At 49.7% G+C, this 18771-nt stretch carries 15 protein-coding genes, 1 tRNA gene and 1 pseudogene; 6 read left to right on the top strand and 11 right to left on the bottom strand.

Features of this window, described 5'->3' with window-relative positions; translation table 11 throughout:
- The first annotated feature begins 149 nt into the window (after window positions 1-149).
- Window positions 150-749 carry a TetR/AcrR family transcriptional regulator gene (locus ACO0K8_RS10910; protein ID WP_422946690.1) on the top strand — a complete coding sequence of 200 codons (600 nt, stop codon included), beginning with the start codon at window positions 150-152 and terminating at the stop codon, window positions 747-749.
- A gap of 17 nt (window positions 750-766) precedes the next feature.
- Here ACO0K8_RS10910 and ACO0K8_RS10905 read toward each other — a convergent pair whose 3' ends face one another.
- From ACO0K8_RS10905 to ACO0K8_RS10895, 3 genes and pseudogenes are all read right to left on the bottom strand, one after another.
- Window positions 767-1600 (bottom strand): metal-dependent hydrolase, encoded by an 834-nt coding sequence (locus ACO0K8_RS10905; RefSeq protein WP_422946689.1) that lies wholly within the window; start codon window positions 1598-1600, stop codon window positions 767-769.
- 519 nt (window positions 1601-2119) lie between these two features.
- Window positions 2120-2197, bottom strand: a pseudogene (locus tag ACO0K8_RS10900) (SDR family NAD(P)-dependent oxidoreductase); the annotation flags it as partial.
- A gap of 116 nt (window positions 2198-2313) precedes the next feature.
- Window positions 2314-2388, bottom strand: a tRNA-Arg gene (locus ACO0K8_RS10895).
- Window positions 2389-2542: 154 nt separating this feature from the next.
- On the opposite strand from ACO0K8_RS10895, the gene ACO0K8_RS10890 reads away from it, so the two are divergent.
- Both ACO0K8_RS10890 and ACO0K8_RS10885 read left to right on the top strand, forming a co-directional pair.
- A complete protein-coding gene (locus ACO0K8_RS10890) occupies window positions 2543-4453 on the top strand; it encodes an ATP-binding cassette domain-containing protein (protein ID WP_422946688.1) in 1911 nt (636 codons plus the stop codon).
- Window positions 4454-4579: 126 nt separating this feature from the next.
- Complete coding sequence (locus ACO0K8_RS10885; protein WP_422946687.1) at window positions 4580-5899, top strand: TRZ/ATZ family hydrolase; 1320 nt, start codon at window positions 4580-4582, stop codon at window positions 5897-5899.
- A gap of 198 nt (window positions 5900-6097) precedes the next feature.
- On the opposite strand, the gene ACO0K8_RS10880 is transcribed toward ACO0K8_RS10885, so the two are convergent.
- The 3 genes from ACO0K8_RS10880 to ACO0K8_RS10870 all read right to left on the bottom strand — a co-directional run bounded on the left by ACO0K8_RS10880 (window position 6098) and on the right by ACO0K8_RS10870 (window position 8588).
- Entirely contained in the window at window positions 6098-6565 is a 468-nt protein-coding gene (locus tag ACO0K8_RS10880) for a hypothetical protein (protein WP_422946686.1), read from the bottom strand.
- Window positions 6566-6583: 18 nt separating this feature from the next.
- The gene (locus ACO0K8_RS10875) at window positions 6584-7822 is read right to left on the bottom strand and encodes a nucleoside recognition domain-containing protein (RefSeq protein WP_422946685.1); all 1239 of its coding nucleotides are present in this window, start codon (window positions 7820-7822) and stop codon (window positions 6584-6586) included.
- A gap of 109 nt (window positions 7823-7931) precedes the next feature.
- Window positions 7932-8588 (bottom strand): DUF1345 domain-containing protein, encoded by a 657-nt coding sequence (locus ACO0K8_RS10870; RefSeq protein ID WP_422946684.1) that lies wholly within the window; start codon window positions 8586-8588, stop codon window positions 7932-7934.
- Window positions 8589-8831: 243 nt separating this feature from the next.
- Between ACO0K8_RS10870 and ACO0K8_RS10865 the strand changes: the two genes are divergently transcribed.
- The 3 genes from ACO0K8_RS10865 (at window position 8832) to ACO0K8_RS10855 (ending at window position 11126) form a co-directional block, all read left to right on the top strand.
- The gene (locus tag ACO0K8_RS10865) at window positions 8832-9158 is read left to right on the top strand and encodes a hypothetical protein (RefSeq protein ID WP_422946683.1); all 327 of its coding nucleotides are present in this window, start codon (window positions 8832-8834) and stop codon (window positions 9156-9158) included.
- Window positions 9155-10018, top strand: coding sequence for an HDOD domain-containing protein (locus ACO0K8_RS10860; protein ID WP_422946682.1), 864 nt, complete (start codon window positions 9155-9157; stop codon window positions 10016-10018). Before ACO0K8_RS10865 ends, ACO0K8_RS10860 begins: the two co-directional genes overlap by 4 nt.
- A gap of 106 nt (window positions 10019-10124) precedes the next feature.
- Window positions 10125-11126, top strand: a complete 1002-nt coding sequence (locus ACO0K8_RS10855; RefSeq protein ID WP_422946681.1) for a GGDEF domain-containing protein — start codon at window positions 10125-10127, stop codon at window positions 11124-11126.
- A gap of 120 nt (window positions 11127-11246) precedes the next feature.
- Here ACO0K8_RS10855 and ACO0K8_RS10850 read toward each other — a convergent pair whose 3' ends face one another.
- From ACO0K8_RS10850 to ACO0K8_RS10830, 5 genes are all read right to left on the bottom strand, one after another.
- Complete coding sequence (locus ACO0K8_RS10850) at window positions 11247-11927, bottom strand: OmpW/AlkL family protein (protein ID WP_422946680.1); 681 nt, start codon at window positions 11925-11927, stop codon at window positions 11247-11249.
- 88 nt (window positions 11928-12015) lie between these two features.
- Window positions 12016-13371 (bottom strand): SGNH/GDSL hydrolase family protein, encoded by a 1356-nt coding sequence (locus tag ACO0K8_RS10845; protein ID WP_422946679.1) that lies wholly within the window; start codon window positions 13369-13371, stop codon window positions 12016-12018.
- Between the two features lie 238 nt (window positions 13372-13609).
- Window positions 13610-16726, bottom strand: a complete 3117-nt coding sequence (locus tag ACO0K8_RS10840) for an efflux RND transporter permease subunit (RefSeq protein ID WP_422946678.1) — start codon at window positions 16724-16726, stop codon at window positions 13610-13612.
- 2 nt (window positions 16727-16728) lie between these two features.
- Window positions 16729-17949 carry an efflux RND transporter periplasmic adaptor subunit gene (locus ACO0K8_RS10835; protein WP_422946677.1) on the bottom strand — a complete coding sequence of 407 codons (1221 nt, stop codon included), beginning with the start codon at window positions 17947-17949 and terminating at the stop codon, window positions 16729-16731.
- 302 nt (window positions 17950-18251) lie between these two features.
- Complete coding sequence (locus ACO0K8_RS10830; RefSeq protein ID WP_422946676.1) at window positions 18252-18719, bottom strand: DoxX family protein; 468 nt, start codon at window positions 18717-18719, stop codon at window positions 18252-18254.
- Window positions 18720-18771 lie beyond the last annotated feature (52 nt).

Raw genomic sequence — 18771 nt, 5'->3', positions numbered from 1 at the left:
GAACGCCGGAGTTTGATACCCGTCTCCTGGTCTTTTTTGATATTCCTTACCTAATCTGCGCCGCGCTAGGTCTTGCCAGCGTAGTGCCTTAGAATATGCCGGCGCCGAGATTATGCACAAACGCAGCGCGCCACTTTTACATCAAGAATATGAAGCCAGCAAAAAAAATCCCTGCCGCACTAAGATTGACCAGAGATGACTGGCTCGACGCCGCTTTCAAGGCGGTGGTGGAGGCCGGCTTTAAGAATATCCGTGTATTGGTATTGGCCGACCAGTTAGGCGTCACGCGCGGCAGCTTTTATTGGCACTTTGCCGACCATGCGGAGCTGGTGAGCGCCTTGCTGACACGCTGGCGCGAGCGCGAGCTGGAACAAGACCGACGTCTGCGCAGCGATCTACTGGCAGATCCGCAAGCCGATCTGGAACGTTTGCTAGAGGTTGCCCTGTCTCATGGCGGCGAGGATTTGGAAATCATGCGTTTTGAGCTGGCCTTGCGCGGTCTGGGCCGACGCGACAGCGCCGTGGCCAGCATGCTGATCGAGGTAGATCAGACGCGCATGCATTTATTTGAGAGCAAGTTTCTCAGGCTGTGTCATGACAGCAAAAAAGCGCATGAGCTCGCCTCCCTGTTTTACCTGGCTCTGGTCGGCAGCTTTCAGGCCCTGAGTCGCCCCGGCAATTCGCCACAATTAAAAAACCACCTCAAGAGCATCATTGCTAACTACCTGATCCATCAGCAAGCTGGCTAACAGCACCGACTTCGTCGTTAGCGCGCCGTTTCAGTCTGCCCTAGCACGGAAAACTGCGCCGCATTGGCCAGCAACCATTGCTGCGACAAACTTGCCTCGTGCTGACTGGGGTGAAAATCGGGCGACAGATAATCGCGCCACAGGCCGACATTGCTGCGTATTAAACCATCTTTGGCAAACAACAGTCTGGTCGCGCTACGCCAGGTAGAAAACGAAAACAGGCTGGAGTCATGCCACAGATTGCGCACGGTCTGACGCGCCAGATCGACCATAAAAATCAGGGAAATATAGTAAAACGCTCTGATACGCCAGGCATGCTCGCCGCCCATCGCCTTATACATATCAAAGGCGGCACTGCGATGCTCGGACTCTTCCGCGCAATGCCACTGCCATAGTGTCTGCAAACGCGGCTCGGCACCGGCCAAGGCCTCTGGGTGACGTAAGATCCAGTCGGCAAAAATGGCGGTGAAATGCTCGGTAGCGGCGGTGGCGGCGACGTGCGAACGTAGGTTATAGCCCGAGTTCGCCTTAATACGCTGGATCGCGCGTGCCTCGATTTCATTGGTATAGCCTAAATTATCCAGATGCTGGTTAAACAGCGTATGCAGACGACGATGGGTCGCTTCCTGCCCAACAAAGCCCTGAACTTCTGCCGCAAAGCGCTCACGCTCCTCTTCCGGCAGATTTTTTAGACCATTACGTACCGAGTCGATAAAGTATTGCTCACCAATCGGAAAACTCATCGACAAGGCGCTGAAAAATGCCGAGCGAAACGCGTCGCCTCCATTCCAGCGACTGACTATCGGGCTTTTCATGTCTATCAAAAGACGTCGCACTACGAGATCGCTCATGGGGGTTCTCCTCTATTTTTGTCGTCAATAGCCTGGCAATGCCAAGTACTTGTGCGCTGAATTTATACATAATCAAGACGACTTACTGAGCTGCTAATCGCCATCAGGATAATGCTTTGCTATCGGTATGCAAGATACAAAAATTATCTATATTGCATGCAACGACCAACAATACAGTAGTGTATTGAAAATCCAAAGTCAACGCCTGCCGAGCACCAAAATGTCGAAATCAGCCACTCCGACAGCATCGGGACAAAGTTAAGCGTCCCTAGGGACTTAAACGAAGTTAATGAATAAAATAGCGAGCATACCAACAAATAGAGGAATATATCTGTGCGAGAAATGTCGCTAAAGGTCAGCGGTGCACTCTTGCCATGAAAACCGAGGCTAGGCTCCAATCGCACGGGCGCGAGCATTTTTGCGCAACCAGGGGTATCCCATAATGACCGCCACCCTGCAATAACAGGCTTAAGACATGTACTGGCCACCATTCACATCAAAGCTGACGCCGGTGATGTAGCCAGCCTTGGCAGCCGCATAATTGCTTTGGCCGAATTGCCCTTTTTCGCCGTTGATAGAGCTGATATTGACGATGCGCGCAAGGCTTAGCGTGGCAACAAGCACACACCAGAATTAAGGGCAACAAAAAAGCCTCGGATCTTATTCAGAAGCGAGGCCAGATGATGTGTCCATTTTTAGCGCTAAGCAAAACCTGGTCCCTCCGACAAGAATCGAACTTGTATCCCACGCTTAGGAGGCATGTGCACTATCCATTGTGCTACGGAGAGACGCGGGAAAAATAGCGAAACGACACTTTTTTCTGCGAAGCCAGCAATAATACATGAGCTAACACGAACAATCAATTAAGAAGAATCGCCGGTACGGTACAATACGCCTTTTATTTACCCCGCATCGGCTCTTTTCAGCCCTACAGAAGTATTTATGGCAGTCATTTCACTCAGTAACGCTCAGTTGGCATTTGGCCACGTCGCCCTGCTAGACCACGCAGAATTCTCTATCGAAACCTCAGAACGCGTCGGTTTGATCGGCCGCAATGGTACCGGCAAATCGTCTTTGCTGAAAATTATTGCAGGCACCTCCAAACTCGACGATGGTTTGCTGGTGATGCAACAAGGCATCAAGATTGCCTATGTAGAGCAAGAGCCACAATTCGATCCGAATCAAACCGTGTTTGATGCTGTTGCCTCTGGTCTGGGTGAAATGCCGGCGCTGTTACTCGAATATGAAGCGATCACCGGTCAGTTCGGCGGCGACAATGACGACGCCCTGATGGAGCGCATGCACGACATCCAGGTGCAAATCGATGCGGCCGATGCCTGGAACCTGAATAACACGGTAGAGACGACTTTAGACAAGCTGAACCTGTCCAAAGATGCGGTCATGAGCACTCTGTCTGGCGGTATGAAAAAGCGCGTCGCGCTGGCCTGCGCCTTAGTCAGCGCACCCGATGTCTTGCTGCTCGATGAGCCGACCAATCATCTGGATTTCTCGTCTATCTTGTGGTTAGAGGGCCTGTTGCGCGATTTCAAAGGCAGCGTACTGTTCATTACCCATGATCGTAGTTTCCTCGATAACGTCACCACCCGCATCATAGAACTCGATCGCGGCAAGATCACTTCTTTCCCGGGTAATTTCAGCACTTACCAGATCCGTAAAGAAGAACAGCTTGAAGTCGAAGAAGTCGAAGCGGCCAAGTTTGATAAATTTTTGGCACAGGAAGAAATCTGGATACGCAAGGGCGTGAAAGCGCGTCGCGTGCGTGATGAGGGCCGCGTTAAGCGCCTCGAGCATCTGCGCGTAGAACGTAGCGCACGTCGCGATCAACAAGGCCAGGTACGCCTCGATGTCACCACCGGTGAGCGCTCGGGCAAGATCGTCGCTGAGTTGGAAAACGTCTTTAAGAGCTTTGGCGAGAAGAAGATCATCAACGACTTCTCCAGCATCATCATGCGCGGCGACAAGATCGGCCTGATCGGTCACAACGGTGCCGGTAAAACTACCCTGCTCAAACTGATCCTGGGTCAAGACGAGCCAGACAGCGGCACCATCAAGCAAGGTACCAAGCTGCAGATCGCTTACTTCGATCAGATGCGTAGTCAACTAAATGATGAAGACAGTCTGGCAGAAACCATTTCTCCGGGTAGCGATTGGGTTGAAGTCAACGGTCAGCGCAAGCACGTGATGTCTTATCTGGGCGACTTCTTGTTCGCACCGGAACGCGCCCGCTCCCCTGTGAAATCATTGTCGGGTGGTGAGCGTAACCGCTTGCTATTAGCGCGCCTGTTCGCCAAACCAGCCAACGTCCTGGTCCTCGATGAACCTACCAATGATCTGGATATCGAAACTCTGGAATTGCTGGAAGAATTGCTGGAAAACTATGACGGCACCGTGTTCCTGGTCAGCCATGATAGAACCTTCCTCGACAACGTCGTCACGCAAGTAATCGCCTCCGAAGGCGAAGGCAACTGGAAAGAATACGTCGGTGGTTACTCCGATTGGGAAAGATACCGTAGCAGCGCGCCGGCACCGAGCAAATCAGCGATAGGCAAGACAGAGCAAAAAGCGGCGGCCACAGCGGCTGCTGCCGTGGCCGCGCCCGCCGTCGTCAAAGCGAAAAAACTCAGCTATAAAGAGCAAAGAGAATTTGACGAATTGCCAGCTCTGATCGCCAAGTACGAAGCCGAGCAAAAAGATATTGCCGACCGTCTGGCAGATCAAGATCTGTACAAAAAAAGCAAAGCCGACGACATCAAGAAGATGAACGAACGCCACGCGGCTTTGGATGATCTGCTCTTAAGTGCAATGGAAAAAATGGAACTACTCGGCGGCTAAGCAGAATCCGAAAAGTAGCCGACAAGCGCCTCGCCCCTTAAAACGGCGAGGCGTTTTAACATAAAAGCCCATTTTAAATTCCCAACAGACCTTATACTTTAGGCACTGTAATCACTTACGCCCAACATGAAAAAAATCACCTGCCTCCATCCCACCTGGCTAATCCCCGTAGAGCCACGCGCTTGCGTCTTGACGCAGCATGCCCTAGTCATCTGCGACGACAAAATCAGCGCCCTACTTCCTAGCGCACAAGCGTATCAAGACTACCCGGATGCTGAGCATGTAGTGCTAGCGCAGCAGGCCTTACTGCCCGGCTTCGTCAACTTGCACGCACATTCGGCGATGTGCCTGTTACGCGGCTTGGCCGATGACCTGGCTTTGATGGACTGGCTGACCCAACATATCTGGCCGGCCGAGAAGCAGCATGTCTCGGATGAGTTTGTGTTTGACGGCAGTTTGCAGGCAATGGCCGAAATGCTACGCGGCGGCACCACCACCGTCAATGACATGTATTTTTACGATCAGGCGGTTGCCCGCGCCGGCATTGCATCGGGCATGCGTACCGTGGTTGGTTGCAGTATTTTGGATTTTCCGACCGCTTACGCTGACAATGCCGATGGCTATTTGGCTAAGGCGGTCGCGGCACATTCTGCCTTCGCCGGACAAAGCGGAGTCAGCTTCAAACTAGCACCACACGCCCCGTACACAGTCGGCGATGAGAGCTTTAAAAAAGTGTTAGCACTGGCTGATAAGCTGGCGATCGGCATCCATTGCCATATCCACGAAACCGCGGATGAAGTGGCCACCAGTTTGCAGCAATATGGGATGCGTCCACTAGAGCGCCTGCATCAGCTGGGTCTGCTCTCGCCACAATTGATTGCGGCCCACATGGTGCATGCCAATGACGCTGATCTGGCGCTATTGAGCAAAACTGGGGTGCACATCGCTCACAATCCTGCCAGCAATCTGAAACTGGCCTCGGGTTTTGCACGCGTGCACGCGATGCAAGGTCTGGGCATTAACGTCGGCATCGGCACCGATGGCAGCGCCAGCAATAACAAGCTCGATCTTTTGGGCGACTTGCGGATGGCCGCCTTACTTGCCAAAGCCGAATCAGGCAATGCCACCGCCCTGAGTGCCGCCATCGCCTTAGAAATGGCGACATTGGCGGGTGCCAAAGCCTTGGGCATGGGCGATCAAATTGGTAGTCTGGTAGTCGGCAAACAAGCCGATCTGATTGCGATAGACTTGTCAGCACTGGAAACCCAGCCAGTCTACGATCCACTCTCGCAGATCGTCTACGCCGCCGGGCGCGAGCAAGTCAGCCATGTCTGGGTAAATGGCCGCTGCCTGATGCGCGAGCGTCAATTATTGACGATGGAAATGGGAGCCTTACTCGATAAAGCGGCGTGGTGGCAGACTCGCATTGCCAGCCCGACGATTTAATCGGCCTTCAATAGCGCAGCCAGTAGCGTTCAAAAAAATCGAAGGGTGGCCGCTTACGCATATCCCATGCGGGTTTGCGGCCTGCCTGCCCTGCAAGGCGCATGGAATATGCGCTCTGAGCCTATGCCTTTTTGAAATCAAGTATAGGCATCTTGGTTTCGCCTAGCTTAGCTATAGCAGCCAGTTGCTACCCTATTATCAGTAGCATATGATCAGTAGCGTGGTGGCGAGCATCAGCAAGGCTAAATAAGGGAAAGCCACGGTGGGTCTAGCTGCATTTTTGAGGTACTCCAGTACCAGGCCAAGTGCGCCACCGCGCTGCTGTTGCCACTGCGTATGCAGTTGAAATACCTGCGTTCCAGCGTGTGCTAGAGCAGCGTCCCGCAGCGAAGCTTCCAGCTGCAAAATGCGCGCGACCAGACGCGCTTGCGAAGTTCTGACGATCGCTTCTTGTAGCCAGAGTATACAAACAAAGGCTGCTGCCAAGTACCAATTCAGAGTCAACATCAGTCCGAGTGCAAACAGCAGCACGCAAACCAGCTTCATCAAGAGACAGCTGCGTTCCAGTTGCTCACTTTGGCTTTGCAGTAGCAACCACTCCTGACTAAGCATAGTGCGGTCTTGCCTAACTGCGTCATCATTACGATGCTCGATTTGATCATGCATAGCCAGGCTTCCCGATAATCAGTGAAAAAATAAATACGCCACAAATATAGCGGCCACCACACCAGCAAAATCGGCCAGCAAACCCATAGAAATCGCATAGCGGGTCTTGCGTATCCCTACCGATCCAAAATACAGGGCGACGATGTACAGGGTGGTGTCGGCCGAACCTTGGAAAATACACGCTAGCCTACCGACGAAAGAATCGACGCCATAGGTACGCATGGCATCGACCATCATGGCTTTGGAGCCACTGCCGCTCAAGGGCTTCATCAAGGCAGTGGGCAAGGCTGGCGTAAAATCGGTATTCATACCCAGTTGCACGAACACCCAGTTAAACCCCGATACGATCAAATCGAGCACGCCAGAATTACGCAGCACACCTATCGCCACCAGCATCCCGACCAGATATGGAATAATGGTCAATGAGGTTTGTATACCTCCCTTGGCGCCCTCGATAAATGCTTCGTACACATTGACGCGCTTGCGCAGCGCAGCGAGCATGAAGACCACGATAATCGTGAATAACAAGAGATTACTGCTGAGCTTAGAAAACACTTCTATCTCGCTACGGCTCATAGTCTGGCTCATAGTCCAGACCAGCGCCACGATCAAGCTGGTGATGCCTCCCAGCCAAGCCAGCACCACTCTGTCGAGCAAATTAATACGCTGTTTAATCGCCACGGCGATCAGGCCGACCACAGTAGCAACATAGGTGGCGATCATGCAGGGGATAAAAATATCCGAAGGGTCGCGCGCGCCCAGCACGGCGCGCTGCGCCATGATCGCCACCGGTATCAAAGTCAAGCCGGATGTGTGCAAGACCAGAAACATGATTTGCGCATCACTGGCCTCTTCCTTGTTCTGGTTTAAAGTTTGCAGGCTCTCCATCGCCTTCAGCCCAAACGGGGTGGCCGCATTATCCAGTCCGAGTAAATTGGCGGAAAAATTCATCACCATATGCGCATTCGCAGGATGCTGGGCCGGCACACCTGGGAAAATCCTGGCAAAAAATGGCGCGATGATCCTCGCGATAAAATTGATAGCACCCGCCTTCTCGCCGATATTCATAATGCCCAGCCACAGTGTCATCACCCCGGCCAAAGGCAAAGCGATATCCATCACGCCTACTTTTGCCGACTCAAAGGTGCCATCGATGATGCGCTTAAAGACCTCGACATCGCCTAAAAACAACCATTGCGCCAAAGCTGCGATAAAGCCGACAAAAAAGAAACCTGTCCAGAGAAAATTAAGTGCCATAGAAATTATTTGAGGATTGCAGAATGCGTAAAACCCAAGGACAGCGAACGCAGTTTTATGCCAGAAGCCAGACGCCAGATACAGGCACAAGGCGCAAGGTAAATTTGCCTTAGTTACCAACCAAACTAGCGGCGATATTGATAGAAAAGCCCAGTATCGCCAAATTAAAAAAGAAACTTAACACCGCATGACCCAATACCGTTTTGCGCATTTGACGCGACATGATGGTCACATCGGAGGTTTGCACCGCCAAGGAGATGGTGAAGGAGAAATACAAAAAATCCCAATAATCCGGAAACTCTTCGTCGTCCGGAAAGCGCAAAGGTCGCTGGTCTTTAGCGGATCGATAAAACAATAAGGTGTAATGAAAGGTGAAAATCGTCGCCACCAAACACCAGGATCCAATCACCGTGGCCACGGTTAGGGCATATTTGAGAAAACGTACGTCCTGTGGCAAGCCCTTCATACCTGATAGTTCAAACACGATAGCGAAAAGGCTAAGTGCCGCGGAGAGCGACATGATCAGCAATACAGCCAGCGCGCTTGCATCTTCTTGTTGGGCAAGTTTACGCACGCTGGCTTTATGATCGCTAAACATCAACCAGGCGATTAACAGCAAATAACACCAGGCAGCGACGTTCCAGCACAAAAGTGCACGCGTGATACCGCCCCAATTATCGGGCAACAATAAAAAAGCGAGCATTCCTAGCGCTACACTAATGCTTAGTCGCGAGCGGCTATGGAATAAATTCTTCAAATAGGCCATGAAATGTGTTTTTCCCAGAAATCGCGATTAGCAAAGCTGGCTTGCCCAGCCTCAAAATAGATGAATTCATGCATATTTAGCCAGAGCGTAGTATATAGTAGGAAAACTGTTATTCATCAACAACAAAAGCATGGTAATTTATAGAAAAGTTATTACACTTAATTGTGCGGTGCCTTGCTAATGATGCGAATAGGTGATTAATTTGTGCAAGGTATAAATTACAGTCAGGATAAGTTAACTGCCATGAATAAGCGCCACCACTATCTGCCACTTCAAAGCGTTATCGCAGACATGGTCTTAGCCGACAATCTGCTCGATAAGCAAGGGCATGTTTTGTTACCCGCCGGCACTTGTCTGACTAGCGTCATGATCGCCTCCATGCATCATCATGACGTCCATCAGCTTTCTATCCTGATCGACGATGCATCAGAACCGGAACAAGATAAAGAAGTAACGCGGCAAGCGAAAATGGATAGGCTCAATAAGATATTCAGGCACGCAGAACAAGCGGGGCCGATTGCTAGCCTGCTCATCTATTTACAAAAATATCGCCAAGAGGAGACGCTATGAGTGCATCCCTCATTGAAAACCCAGGCCAACAACTGCCCTTGGAGCAGGTAATCAAGCAGATCAAGGATTTGCCGTCCTTACCCGAACTGGCTCGACAGATGTTGTGCAATCTGGACGATGAAGACAGCAGTCTGGATGCCATCAGCGCTAAAGTCGCGCAAGACCAGTCGCTCGCGGCTAAAACATTAAAATTAGCAAATTCCTCCTTGTATGGTGCCAACTCAAAAGTGGTTACCTTACAGCAGGCAGTTGCCATGTTAGGCGTCAAGAACGTTAAGAACCTGATACGCATGACCTCGTTGACGAATAGTTTTCCAGTGACACGCTGCCGCGGCTTTGATTTCAAAGCATTTTGGCGGCACAGCGTTGCTACCGCCATTTGTGCTGAATTAATTTCCCGCACTCTGCACATGAAGCATGACTTCGCCTTTACCGCTGGCTTACTGCACGACATAGGTCGCCTGGTGCTGGTCACCCGCTTCCCCAAAGAGTACGAACAAGTGCTGGTCTGCCAGGCGCAAAGAGATTGCCATCTGATCGACGCAGAACAAGCTATTCTGGGTATCGATCATGTAGCTGCCGGTTTAATTCTGGCGGTCCATTGGCAATTTTCGGATGCGATACAAGATGCAATTCGAGGTCATCATGAGCCGGAAGATAAGGAGCTCAATTCGGTGGCTGCCATCGTCCACGTTGCCAATGCAATCGCGCATGCGCTCGACCTTAGTCAGACTGAAAAAGAGCTAGTTCCCTTGCTGTCCAAAACGGCCTGGGATACGCTGGCGCTGACAGAAGCAGATTATCTGGCAATCTTCCACGAGACTGAATTACGTTTTGAGGCGATGGATCAGGTTTTATGATGGCGTAGGCCTAGCATTGGACTAGTTTGCGGTAAATTCGTCCAGCGAATACCCTGTTTTTTTGTAGTTTTTATTACTTGCTATTAACGTATTTGGAAAATTTATTTTGGAACAGCTGAAGTATTTTAAGAATGCAGATTACGACATTGATAGCATCCATCTATTTCGCAACATTTCTCCAGAAGATAGACAGCAAATTGCCCACATCATCAAAAATTGCTTTGTGATGAAAGCAAAAGCCGGGCAGATCGTATTGGATGCACATAGCTTTGGTGCCCGCCTCTACATCGTTCTGAGCGGTGCACTGGGCAACACAGGTGCCGCAAGTAACTTAGCCGCAAGCCCGGACGGCAAACCAACAGAACATGCCAAACTCCAATATCTACCCGGTGAATGTGTAGGCGAAATTTCTGTGCTGGATGAAGAAATTTATTCGAGTAATATTTCGGCCCTCTGCGATAGTGAGCTACTCGTGGTCGAGGCCGAAACCATGTGGAAGTTGATCGACGAATCGAACGGCGTCGCTAGAAATCTCTTGCAACTACTCTCATTTCGTATCCGTGCAGCAAATGCACAAATTCGTAAGCGACAAAAAGTCGGTGAGTTTTATCGCCAGCTTTCTATGGTTGACGGTCTCACTGGCTTGCATAACCGGGCCTGGCTCAATACCCAATTGCCCATCATGATAGAGAATGCTCACGCCACTGGAAGCCCCCTGAGCATCATCATGGTCGATCTGGATCACTTTAAAAAGTTCAATGACACGCATGGCCATGTGATGGGTGATGATGCCTTGCAAACTGCGGCAAAAGTACTCAATGCGGGTTTGCGCCCCAGTGATTTTGCGGCACGTTATGGTGGTGAGGAAATGATCGTTATCTTACCCAACACCAACGAGCAATCTGCAATGATCGTGGCAAATCGACTGTGTGAACGCCTGCAAAAGGCCCGTGTGTTTGCCGACTTACAAATCGATTTACCGCATGTTACCGCCTCATTTGGTCTAGCCATGCTCAGAGAAGCGCAGGATGGTACTGTGTTTGTGGCAGCAGCAGACGCAGCACTGTATCGGGCCAAGGAGGCAGGAAGAAATCAAGTCTCGCTTTAGCGTTTACTGCGTGACAATTTATTGCGTGGAAATTTAAATTTGCGCATAAAAAAACCAACGCTGCGTTAAAGCAGCGTTGGTTTTATATTTTCTAAACTTGCGAAAAAACCGGACTCGGATTTAGAACTTATAGCCGACGCCAAAACTGACACCCAAAGGATCAAATTTCAGATCCTGAGTTTGACCGGTAGAGAAAGTTGCCTTCGTTTTCAAATAGGTCTTGGTCACACTCAAATCCATAAACCATTTTTCATTGAGCGCAACGGCTACGCCAGCTTGCAAGGTCGCGCCCAGTTTATTATCGAGTTTAAACGTTGCCGGTGGACCACCTACATCCAACAGCGCCGTCAATTGTGCAGAGCCTGTAGTCTTGGTGAAGACGGCGTAAGTTGCGCCGACACCGACATAAGGACGCAATGTTGCGGTCGGGCTCAGGAAACGGTATTGCACCAAGCCTGTCACTGGCAATACTTTAGAACTACCCAGCATCCCCGTGCCTTCAATCGCACCGGCACCGTACAAGTTATGCTCGTAAGGCAAGCCCAAAGGGAGCTCCAGAGAAATATGATCAGTCAGGCTGTAAGTGATGATGAGCACAGGCTCCGTATCAGTACCGACCGCCGCTTTAGTATGCGGCAAGGCAGGTGCCGACAAATCACCACTCTCGACCTTAGGCGTGATCACATTCAAACCAGCCTTAACTGTCCATTGGCCCGCGCTTTGCGCTGAAGCGCTAGCCGCGACTGTCATTGCTGCCGCTACCGCCAGCATTTTCACTGCGCTCTGTATATGTAATTTCATTGTGTCTCCAGATTCATTTTAGTGTGGCTAACGCCATTGTACTGTCGGCCCGGCGGTCTCATCACAGTACCTACGGGCCTATCAAGTCTTACATCCAGCCTTTGACAACCAGGCGCTCAGTCACATAACGTGCCAATAACCAATATCCAAACGGTGTTGGGTGAACGGAATCGGCAAACTGATAGTGGCTCACGTCACCCGCCACCAGGTTTTTAGCATTGCAACCGAGTGAACTTTCCAGTGGATTTTTCGCTTTATCGAGATCACAAGCCATGTCTTTTACATTCGACAGACCATACGGTGCTGGATTTGTCGCCTGATCGTGACTTACACTAAACACGTCGACCAACACCACTTTGGCTTCACTCGCCAGACCAGCATTCAACTGATCATTAAATGTTTTTACCATCAAATTGATCAAGCCCTGAGTTTCAACACTTTGGCTAAGGCTACTTGGCGTGGTTCCCAAATCAGGCAGATTATTGACTACAACACGAGTAGCACCATTGGCGATAATTTGCGTCTTCACTAAAGCAACTAGCTCAGCACCAGCAACACCCATCGCTACGACCGCTGCTGGTCCATTGGCATTCGCGTAATCGGAACCCGCTGTTTTACCTGCAGCTTTTGCAGTAACAACCATAGGACCATAGACTGCAGGCGAAGCAACAGAAGAATTGCCAGCCTGAACTGCCGCAGCACCAACAGCGGCACCGACTACAGTCTCGTCAGTATGTCCGGCGCGTGCGCTTTCGGTTGCCATTGCAATACCGATAGCCTGTGCCGCCGAAGCGGGATTAGTCGCGCCAGACGCCAACAAACCAACCAGGGTACTCGCAAATTTATCTTGCCCTGTTTTAGTCGCACCTGCAGAAAGTGTGGCTAACTGCATCAATGCATCATTACCACCGGCCATCACGAACACCAGCTCATCGCCTTTAAACTTACCGCCAACGGCAGCCAGGTGATTTTTAATTTGAGTTGTAACTGGTACAGTCAATGCGCCTAAAGCAGAGCCTGTCAGAGCATTACCTGGCCCGACAGGATTAGTCACGCGCGCACCGCCTTGCCCGTAGCCATAGCAACCAGGATGACTTACCACTGGCACTGCGAAACCCTTAGCTGCCTCACCGTTCAAACCTGTCATCGCTGAGCATGGTGCAGGCAAATTTAATTGCGCCGCCATCAGTTCGGTCCAGTTTTTGCCAGTCAAAGCAGGATTAACCGCAACGTTATTGCCATTAATATTAAATTTGCCGCCGCCCAGTGCTTGAACCGTGCCAACTGCATAGGTCCCGACGTCAGACAGGCTATCGCCAAAAGACACTTGCGCACTGTATTTAAATTTAGGAGTTTGATCTCCCGCGCTATTGGTACTACCGCCGCAGCCGGCTAATACTGCAACCGCAGTTAAGATAGCCAAGGTAAATTTGGTTTGACGCATTTTGTCTCCGATGATTTAATTTTATGTAAGTCAAGAACTGTCCCACACCACTAAGATTAATGGAACGAGCGTACTAAAAACTTAGTGAAGAGTATGGCATCCGGCATGAAAGCCTGAATACCGAAAACTAGCGTTTAGAGTTTTCACTCTAACAAAAAAGAGACACTTTTAAAATATATCCAGCAAGCATCTTTACCAGAAATAAAAAATGCCCTTATATAAAGGGCATATTGAATATTTAAATTGACTCTAACTTGGTATTCTCGTCTTCATCTATTGGCTTTCTAGAGAAATATTTTTGTGCTTTCCGCCCCCAACTATCCAGATAAGTGTATGCAATAGGTACCACCAATAAAGTCAGCATGGTAGAGGTAATAATCCCCCCAATCACAGCTCGTCCCATAGGTGCCTGTGACTCAGCACCTTCGCTCATACCTATCGCCATCGGCAACATGCCAAAGATCATCGCCAGTGTGGTCATCATGATGGGCCGTAGACGTACCTGCCCAGCGGCCAGTATTGCATCATGTTGTGACATACCGTGGCGCTGCGCCTGATTGATAAAATCTACCAGTAAGATGCCGTTTTTTGTCACCAGTCCCATCAACATAATAAAGCCGATGATCGAGAACATATTTAAGGTACTGCCCGTCACAAGCAATGCAAGTAACACCCCTATTAAGGAAAATGGCAGCGCCGTCATGATCGCCAGTGGCTGTAAGAAACTACCGAATTGTGAGGCGAGTATCAGGTAAATAAAAATCACCGCGATACCCAAGGCCGCCAGCGCCGAGTTGAAGGACTCTTGCATTTCCTGAGTTTGTCCACCTATATCAAAGCGATAGCCAGGCGGCAATTCTATAGTTTTTACCAGTTTCTGAACTTCGCTGCCAACATCTCCACTTGGGCGCCCCTCGACGTTCGCATAAATTGCCGCGCGTCTTTGCAAATTCTGGCGCTTGATCACGCGTGGACTGGTGCTACTAATAAACTCTACTACCTGCCGCAAGGGCACCATCACTGGCTTACCACTGGCGTCGAGGCGGCTACTGGCCAGCGATAAATCGGCCAGATCAGAAATTTTTTGCCTTCCTGATTTTGGTAGTTGTACATTTATTTCATAGTTTTGCCCATCTGGTGCCTGCCATTGCCCTATTGTGTCTCCCGCTACAAAAGGACGCAGTGCTGAGCCTATCTGTTGCACCGACAAACCCAAATCGTTGGCAAGCTCATTATTTACTTTTACCAGTACCGTAGGATTGGCCCCTGTCAAACTACTCTCCAAGTCAGCAATGCCTTTAATCGCGCCGACCTTGCGCATGACTTCTGCAATCACATCCTGTAATTTATCTGCATCCGGCCCCAAAATAGCGATATAAATTGGCTTATCAAAACCTACCCCGGCCTCTATTCCCGGTATCGCCTGCAAGCGCTCGCGTATCTGCGATTCCAATTGTTTTTGCGATTTCCTATGCATCACACTAGGTCTATGTAGCTTGATATTGATTTGTGCAGTATTCCTTTCATTCTCTATGCCTATACTGGTATTGAGTGTGATGATCTCTGGCATCTTTTTCAAAATATCTTCGACCTGGCGCGTTTTTTCATCGGTGTAATGCAAACTCGAACCGACCGGTGTTTTTAGATTTAACATGATCTGACTCTCGTCAGACTCTGGAATAAATTCAGCGCCTATCAAGGGCAGCAAAAAGAAACTGGAGATAAACAGGGCCAGTGCCAAGACCAGGGTGGTTTTACGTTTACGCAATACCATTTCTAACAGACGTCCATACACGGCGTGCAGCCACTCTATGCCATGTTCAATAGTCTCCATCATGCGCCCCAATATCGGGAAGCGCTGAAAACGGTTTGCGCTAGGATCATGCCAGACCGAAGACAGCATAGGATCGAGCGTAAAACTAACGAAAAGCGAAACCAGCACGGCCACCGAGACGGTGATCCCAAACTGGTAAAAAAATTGTCCTATCATGCCCTTCATGAATGCCACAGGGATGAATACGGCAACGATCGCAAAGGTGGTCGCCATTACTGCCAAACCTATTTCATTGGTGCCGTCTTCGGCTGCTTGCCGGTGATTCTTCCCCATGCCGAGATGACGCACTATGTTCTCGCGCACCACAATGGCATCGTCGATTAGCAAGCCTATGCATAAAGAAAGCGCCATCATAGTCAAGAGATTGAGGGTAAAACCAAACACCTTCAAAGCAATGAAGGTCGCGATCACCGAGATCGGCAAAGTCAGGCCGGTAATAATCGTGCTGCGCCAGGAATGCAGAAATAAAAACACAATCAGGACCGTCAAGACGGCACCTTCGAGTATTGTTTCTTTCACGCCATTGAGGGCTTGCCGGATATAGTCGGCATTATTTTCACTGACATTAATCACCACATCTTTTGGCAAACGGGTCTTTAAATCAGCGATAGCGGCAACCACACCATCGCCGACTTCAACAATATTTGCATCTTGAATTTTTGAAACTGCCACTGCTATGGCACGTTCACCATTTACACGAGAAATCGAAAATTCTTCTCTTTCGCCATCCAACACATCGGCAATTTGTTCCAGATAGACCGGGGTGCCGGCGCGACGTGCCACGATGATTTTGTTAAAGCCTCGGGTATCCTGAATCTTCGCTTCCAGACGTACTAATTGATCCTGAGCGCCACGAGTGATCAGGCCGGCAGGCATATTTTGGTTGGTCGTCTGGATCGCGCTCAAGACTTCATTCACACCCACATTATTCGCCGCCATGCGGTCAGGATTGAGCTTAATCTGAATCTGGCGCACCACGGCACCGCGTACATCGACGCGCCCGACTCCTGGCACACTCTGAAATTTTTTGGCGATAATCTGATCGGTTAAAGTCGACAGTTCGCGCAAACTCAGTAGCTTGGAGCTAATCGCCATTTGCACCACGGGCCTATCGTTACCATCTTGCCCGCCACGGATGATAAAGGGGTCTTTGACATCTTTAGGAAAACTCGGACGTATCTGCGCGACCTTATCGCGCACTTCTTGCAATACGCGATCAGCATTGACTGACAACTGAAACTCTATCCATATCCCAGCCCGCCCTTCATACGAGCTTGCCATGATACGTTTCACGCCGCTAATCGTGTTGACAACGCTCTCGACCGGCTTGGTGATATCGTTCTCAACGATTTCTGGTGAGGCGCCTGGATACAGCACCTCCATCCACACCCCTGGCGCCTGCACATTGGGCATCTGCTCTAAGCCTAGACCTTGATAGGAAAACACCCCCAACACCAGGAGCGCCACCATCATCATGGTAGCAAAAACAGGATTTTGAATACTAACTTTAGTGACCCACATGATTAGCCTTTTAGCGTAGTTGCCGTGGGTTTAGTGGGCATAGGATTATCCGATTTAGCCTCCACTTTTGGTAGGCTTACTTTACTCCCCGGTTTAATCCCATCCAATTTGGCAGAGATCACAATCGCGCCTGGATCTAAGCCTTCTAAGACTTGCACTACGCCCTCATCCTCATTGCGCACGCCTAAGCTCACCGCCTGAACCTGAACAACATTGTTCACCAGCTTGTAGACCACGTCTTTGCCGTTTTGCTGACGTACTGCGACTAACGGTATTACAGGCATAGCCGTCGACTTCTCCAGGATCAAACTGCCCTTGGCGAACATACCCGCCTTTAAAGCGGCATCTGCATTATTCACGGCCACATACACCAGCATAGAGCGTGAGCCCGTTTCCGCCGCTGGATTAATTCTAGACACCTTCCCGCTAAAACTGCGAGCACCAAAGCCATCTACTTTAAAACTCAGCAATTGCCCAATTTTTATACGCGGGATTTCATACGCTGGAACTGGCGCTTCCAAGATTAACTGTGACAAATTAACGATGGTAAATAGCGGGCTGTCCAACGACACCTTGTCACCCGCCTGCACATGTCGTTTACTAATAATGCCATCGATGGGGGATTTTACTTCGGTATCGGCTAGCGCTAATTGCGCGACCTGGCGCTGCGCCAAAGCGGACTTCAAACTAGCTTGGGCCAGCTCTACACTGTTATTCGTTACATCAAAGGCGTTTTGCGAAATGTAGTTTTGCTTGAGCAGACTTTCATTCGATTTGCGATTTTTGTTCGCCATTCCTAACTTGGCCTGTGCCTCATCGACACTGGCCTCTTGCGCGGTCAAACGTGCACGTAAATCAGCAGCATCAAATCGCGTCAGTATCTGTCCCTTAGTCACCGCCATCCCTTCCTGGACTAAGGTCTCACGTACTTCAGCACCCACTTTTGCACGCACAGTAACCTGACTAAACGGAACCAGCGATCCAGAAATCGCCAGACTTGTATTCAAATCACGTACTTCAGACTTGAGCACGTCGATCGCTGCCAATTCAAAGACCATACTGGTTTTATTTTCTTTTTCCACATTCGCTTTAGCTTCTGCGTTCGATTTTTTTGCGTAGACTAAATAGCCTGCAGCAGCGATGGTGATTGCCAGCAAACCGAACAAGGGCAAGCGCCAGCGGCGCAGAAAGGAAGAGGCAGGAACACGGCCAGTTGTAGTCATAATTTTCTTTGTAATGGGTGATGGCAGCATCGAAGACAGTTACGATATATTTTGCCTAAAAGCAGCAGCAAATTCTGAATTTTTATTTTGGGATTTTTCTTTTGCAGGCTAAGACCTAAGGAATGAGAAAAAGTTCTCAAAACAGCATCTTTTACTACTTTAATTCAATTTACACGAAACTGCACTACGATGCGCTAAATGACTAGGGAGAGGCTGTGCTCTCCCTGTATGCTGCCAAAAGCAACTTTAATTACTAAGGCTTAATTACAAAAGCTTAATTACTAAGGCTTAATTTCTAGAACTCAAATTGAAACCATGTTGGTTTTTATACGCTGATCTAAAGAAAATTTTCCTGGGCCGACCATCATCAAAACCAATAATAAAAGGCCCCAATAAAAATGATCATTAATAGCGGCAGGACATTCAAATTGCCATAACTGAGGATAGGAAATCACTGCCATCGCGTTGACGGCAAACAAGCCCAAGGCAGCAGGTCGAGAAAACACGCCAATTATCAGCAAGAGCGGAAAAAATAGCTCGCCTCCGGCCCCCATTACCGCTGCCAACTCTGGCGACAAAAACGGCACCATGTATTCTTCACGAAACAAAGAAAGAGTCAATTCCCAGTCTCCTAGCTTGATCCAGCCAGCCTTCAGAAACTGCCATGCCACAAAAATACGCAGTACCAAGGCTAATACCGAAACACCCCACTGCTCCAGAAAGCAATCAAAGCGCAGGCTTAAACGATGTAGCTGCAAAAAGTAGTTCATAGTATTTCCCAAGTTTATTGTTGACTACTTTGAGTCGAGACAGCAGGCTTTT

Origin of the sequence: Undibacterium sp. Ren11W, assembly GCF_049340485.1 — a bacterium.
Classification (GTDB): Bacteria; Pseudomonadota; Gammaproteobacteria; order Burkholderiales; family Burkholderiaceae_D; genus Undibacterium.
Note: the sequence above shows the minus strand (reverse complement) of the source record. Positions and strands in the feature narration are given on the sequence as shown.